This is a genomic window from Microcoleus sp. BROC3 (assembly GCF_036702515.1).
Classification (GTDB): Bacteria; Cyanobacteriota; Cyanobacteriia; order Cyanobacteriales; family Microcoleaceae; genus Microcoleus.
This window is the reverse complement of record NZ_JAUBTQ010000127.1, coordinates 1-4,486: the sequence shown is the minus strand read 5'-3', so window position 1 is coordinate 4,486 and position 4,486 is coordinate 1. Positions and strand designations below refer to the sequence as shown.

Below are 4,486 nucleotides of genomic sequence, written 5' to 3'. Positions count from 1 at the left end.
CTAAAAAAGCTGCGAAGTAACTTTTAAAGCTACCCATATCCCCATAAATTAGGATGGGTTTGTGCATCAGTTGTGCAATCCATCCACCTTCATGCTCCTCAATCAATTTCAACAGCGTCGATCGGGCAGCAGCTATATACTCCGCTCTCTTCTCTTCTACTGTTTTCTCTCTGGCTGCACCCCCCGGAACACTATCAACAACAGAATCAGAAATAGAATCTGTTTCTGTTTCTGACTCAGAATCAAAATCTGTTTTTGTTTCTGATATTGGGGGTTGTGAAGTTTTGAGAAGATGCTCAAGAATGGTGGGGTGATCGTGAGCCATGACCCGGACAAAATTCTGCTGAGTCTCCGCTCTGTAGACCTCAACTGAGGCATCAGCCCGAAGCTTCTCTTTGACCACTACCTCCTCAACCAGGACATCGGTGAGTGCGGAGTTAACAGCAGCATCAAGCGCTAGCTGTTTCAGTCGCTGCTCAAATTGCCAGAGTTCTTCTTGTTCGAGCTGTTCCTTTTTTTTCTGGCTGTCGTGCCAGCCAAAATATCCGCAGCCGATCGCAGCGAGAGAGCTGGCTTGGCGAACTCCCACCCAGCGATCGAACGGAAGCGGCATCAATGCCAGCGCCAAAGAGCAAAATGCTCCAAAAAATGATCCGATCGTGACCCTGTTACCCATGACTGATGACTCCTATCCTTTACCCAATCCCCAATACCCAAAATCCAATACCCAAATTCCATGCCCGACTGCCCGACGATGCCTGACTCTGCCTGACGATGCCCGATGCTTGATGCGCGAGATTTCCGATTCGATGCGCGAGATTTCCGCGCGATTCCGATGACCGATGACTGATGAGCAATGACTGATGAGCGACGGGCGATGTCCGATGCGATGCCCGATGTCCGCTGATGACTAATGACTGATGACTAATGACTGATGAGTGAGGAGTGATGGGGGAAAACTCTAAAATTCCCTGCTGCTGACTTAAGCGGATACAGCCGTAGCAACAGGGAGGCAAGTGTTATTTACTACCAGCACCAATGATCCACATAGCGACGATGATAAAGATTGCGATCGCCAAACCATGCTTCCAGGTCAGGAGATAATACAAATCCCAGAAGCAGAGAATGCCTCCGATCGCCAGTGCTGCACCGCCAGTCCGCCACAGTCCGAGATAAGTGCGATCGGCTGGTGACATGAAAAACAGACTGAGAGAGCCGATGACGATCGCCACGATTCCTAAGAAAATATGTGACGGAAAGAACCGAAACACATTCGCTATGCCAATGCCGATCGAGAAATTCACTACCAAAAATAGCCAGTTGTTGACATTTTTGAGGTGTTTCAGTTGCGCTGACGGCTTAAAAACGAGTGCTTCTTTCGGTGGCTGTGGTTGTTGTACAGCAGGCTTCGGGTTTTGTGGTAATTGTGGAGTTTGTAAAAACATGGTTGGTGCATTTATTGAAGGTTTTGCCGTAGAGGAGACAACAATTGGGGCAAATCTCGATATTCTGTATTGCCGAAGCTTCAGCAACTACCAAATATCCGTAACGGTTGGGTAATTTTATCCCCGGTTCATGGTCATCTGTCGTTACCCAGCCTGTGTTTGTCGTAGCAGCAACGCCGTTCTTGTAATCGATCGAGCTGACGACTTTAAAAACGTGACCTTTAGAAATAATCAACTTTCACCTCTCATGAATTTACTAAATCTTGAAAAACCACGATTTATCTGCGAAGCAACACCATTGACTTTGCCTGCCATGTCGCCTGACCAATTCACCGCTACATTGATTGAATCCTTCGCTTTGCCTGTTGCTGAGCGTTGTGTTGTGGTTAAACCTGAAGCTGAAACAAATTGAGGTTGAGAGTAATTGGACTGACTAATTTGGAGTGGAGGAGAAGTCGAACCGCCGAGAGCTGGATGGCTCAAGCCATGAGTGCCGTGTTTCAGACCGTATGAAGCTTGCTTATAGATATTGCTTTCTTGATCTTTCCACTCTGCTAACTGTTGAGCAAATTCTGGATTTCCTTGCATCTTTATACTGGCTGCATCAACTTCGGCAACTTTCTTGGCAAGCGCAGCAATTACCGTGTTGTCCCAGAAAAGCTTATCTTGTTCAGTTTCCCCTGTGAATTGTTCTTGCTTTTTGGTAAGTCGATAATCTTCGACTTCAACTGTTGCACCATACTTGGCACGAGCAACGGCAACATCTATCTGAGCTTTCTTAATTTTCTCAGCACCTTTATAGCCAGCTTCCATCAGCCAGCCTTGGAACTCACGGAAACAGATTTGTGCGTCAATGAGTAGCTTAAACTTCTCTTTGATTTCGGTGATGTGGTCAAGGAACCATTTTGCTTGGATTGCCCGATCGCCAATCGCAGCCCAGCCCTGGGGAGTGAGCTCGTTCAAGTTAGCAGTTGTGATATTGAAAACATCAGCTAACATTTGCTCACCTTCAGCATCAAGAGCGCCCCCGACTAGGGTTGAGAGAAGGTAAGTCAATACATCTTGTTCTTGGTCGAGTAGTTGTTGCATTATTTTTCCTGTTAGTTAAATTGTGTTGGATCAGAAGGCTCTTTCAGTCGATCGCAAATACACCAATTCATTTCCTTTTTTGATTCACTCCATTTCAGTTTGATTACCCAGCCTAAATATTCATACTCCTCATCAGAATTAGAGTTAGATTCTACAACACCTCTAGCTTGGAGATTAAGCAAGAGTTTGATAGCTAGTTGGCTAACGATGCGATCGGGCAATAAATTCAAGAATTTATCTAACATTATTGCTTACCTAATCCAATTCTTCATCGTCATACTCCATAAAATCGTTAATCCACCTTTTGGCTGCTAGGAGGGAGTCAGCGGAGTTATAGGTCATCCCTTGATCAAGAAACCGATACATACCGTCGTAGACAAACCAGTTCCATTGTTCGCTCCAGGGTTCCTCTCCATCAATGTGGAAGCATCGCAAACGGATAATCAATCCACAATGGTCATATTCGTCAGAGATTGGTGGATCTATCACCCATTCTGTGATTGCACCTTTCAGCTTTAGGTAAATCAACAACTGTTTGGTGAATGACAGGACGATCGAATCGGGCAATACATTCAGTATTCGTTTGAGATTTTTACGCATTATTCTGGTAAACCATTCGGTGTTAGGTAAGCTGTAATTTTGACCATTTCTCCCGGTTCGGGTTTGGGGAGTTGGCGCTCAACTTGTTTCATTGCCTGAATCACGCAAATTTCCGTGTCAGCATAAAGTGTAAAGATTTGGGTTGGGCGACGGCTGCTGAAAACGTAAATCTTTCGATAATATTGATTTATTGGTTGAGGTGTGCCGAATAGCCAATTAAACATCTATTTCTTCCTCAGCTAAAGTATCAGAATCATCAGCTAGAAACGCATTTGCCCATTTCAGAGCTAGGGCGATCGCGTCATTTTCAGTAGTAGCTGTTCCATTTCTGAGGATGTCAGCGCTTCTACCATCACAAACGAACCAATACCAGTACCAGTAATTCAACTTTGCACAGGCAACGATTTTGATTTCTAAGTTCATATAACCGAAAGTTTCGGCTACATCGGATTGATCCGGCTGCCAATTCCGTAGCTCATCTTTTTCGTGTAAGATTTCTACGATCGAGCTACCAATCCTTTCAAGAATCTTGACTGGCACCAAATTCAAAACTTGCTTAAGCATCTTGATTACCTTTGCTAATTTGGGAAGGTATATTGCCCTCAAGAAATTGGACTGTCCATGTTTGAGCTAAAGCTATAGCATCATCTTTCGTCTCTCCGATCCCACTCTTTAGAACTACTTGTCCAAAACCGTCATAGACTAACCAATCCCAACATTCGATATCTTCTTTCAGGAATTCTGAATATGCAGAGAAAAACTTGATTTGAATTTGCAACCCTGCATAGAAATAGCAACCTGGCAGTAGATGTTGAGCATTGTGTTCACAATTTTGATAGATTTTATTACTCAGTTTTCGGGAAGCTTGAGCAACTTTTTCTTGAGAAGCCAACAGATTTGGGAATAATTTCAAGATATGTTCGAGCATTATCTAAAAACCAGAGAGAAAAAGAGCATCAAAATTAAAATAGTCAGAGCGAAGTAAGCGAAGTTGACCACCCAACAGATAACAAATAGCGTGATTTGCATCAGTAAAATTCTGTAAGGAGGGGCTTCAAACCATTCTGTCCTACCATCTAATCCCGGAGCGCGGTGAACATTCCAACGCTTAAAGATATTGTGTGTCGTCTTTTCTGTCAGTCTCATATTCATTGTGAATACGATCGCCCTAATTTTTAACGGAGCTTGGTACTCTCGTGATAGGAAATAGTGACGTGATTCGGGTGTCTCACTCAAGCCAACTTTGGATAGATAACCGTCTTGAAAAATGTAATTAAACCCTGGCACATAATCACTCTTTCTCTTAGGTTTTGGCTGCTTAGGTTGCCGTTGGGGTTTAAGTATTAGACGGG

9 protein-coding genes are annotated in these 4,486 nt (G+C 44.0%); all 9 read right to left on the bottom strand.

The window, feature by feature from the left end; all coding sequences use genetic code 11:
* Positions 1-676 (bottom strand): hypothetical protein (locus tag QUB30_RS32905; protein ID WP_333342418.1); only part of this gene is annotated, 676 nt, incomplete at its 3' end.
* 343 nt (positions 677-1,019) lie between these two features.
* Positions 1,020-1,445: a hypothetical protein gene (locus QUB30_RS32900; protein ID WP_333342415.1), complete on the bottom strand. Its 426-nt coding sequence runs from the start codon at positions 1,443-1,445 to the stop codon at positions 1,020-1,022.
* A 231-nt stretch (positions 1,446-1,676) separates the two neighbouring features.
* A complete protein-coding gene (locus QUB30_RS32895) occupies positions 1,677-2,534 on the bottom strand; it encodes a hypothetical protein (RefSeq protein ID WP_333342412.1) in 858 nt (285 codons plus the stop codon).
* Positions 2,535-2,545: 11 nt separating this feature from the next.
* The gene (locus QUB30_RS32890) at positions 2,546-2,779 is read right to left on the bottom strand and encodes a hypothetical protein (protein ID WP_333342409.1); all 234 of its coding nucleotides are present in this window, start codon (positions 2,777-2,779) and stop codon (positions 2,546-2,548) included.
* A 10-nt stretch (positions 2,780-2,789) separates the two neighbouring features.
* Positions 2,790-3,134 (bottom strand): hypothetical protein, encoded by a 345-nt coding sequence (locus QUB30_RS32885; protein WP_333342407.1) that lies wholly within the window; start codon positions 3,132-3,134, stop codon positions 2,790-2,792.
* Complete coding sequence (locus tag QUB30_RS32880) at positions 3,134-3,358, bottom strand: hypothetical protein (RefSeq protein WP_333342405.1); 225 nt, start codon at positions 3,356-3,358, stop codon at positions 3,134-3,136. The genes QUB30_RS32885 and QUB30_RS32880 overlap by 1 nt, the downstream gene beginning before the upstream one ends.
* Positions 3,351-3,698 carry a hypothetical protein gene (locus QUB30_RS32875; protein ID WP_333339075.1) on the bottom strand — a complete coding sequence of 116 codons (348 nt, stop codon included), beginning with the start codon at positions 3,696-3,698 and terminating at the stop codon, positions 3,351-3,353. Before QUB30_RS32875 ends, QUB30_RS32880 begins: the two co-directional genes overlap by 8 nt.
* Positions 3,691-4,026: a hypothetical protein gene (locus QUB30_RS32870; protein ID WP_333339077.1), complete on the bottom strand. Its 336-nt coding sequence runs from the start codon at positions 4,024-4,026 to the stop codon at positions 3,691-3,693. Before QUB30_RS32870 ends, QUB30_RS32875 begins: the two co-directional genes overlap by 8 nt.
* A gap of 35 nt (positions 4,027-4,061) precedes the next feature.
* On the bottom strand, positions 4,062-4,486 hold a 425-nt coding region (locus tag QUB30_RS32865), incomplete at its 5' end, for a GIY-YIG nuclease family protein (RefSeq protein WP_333342401.1).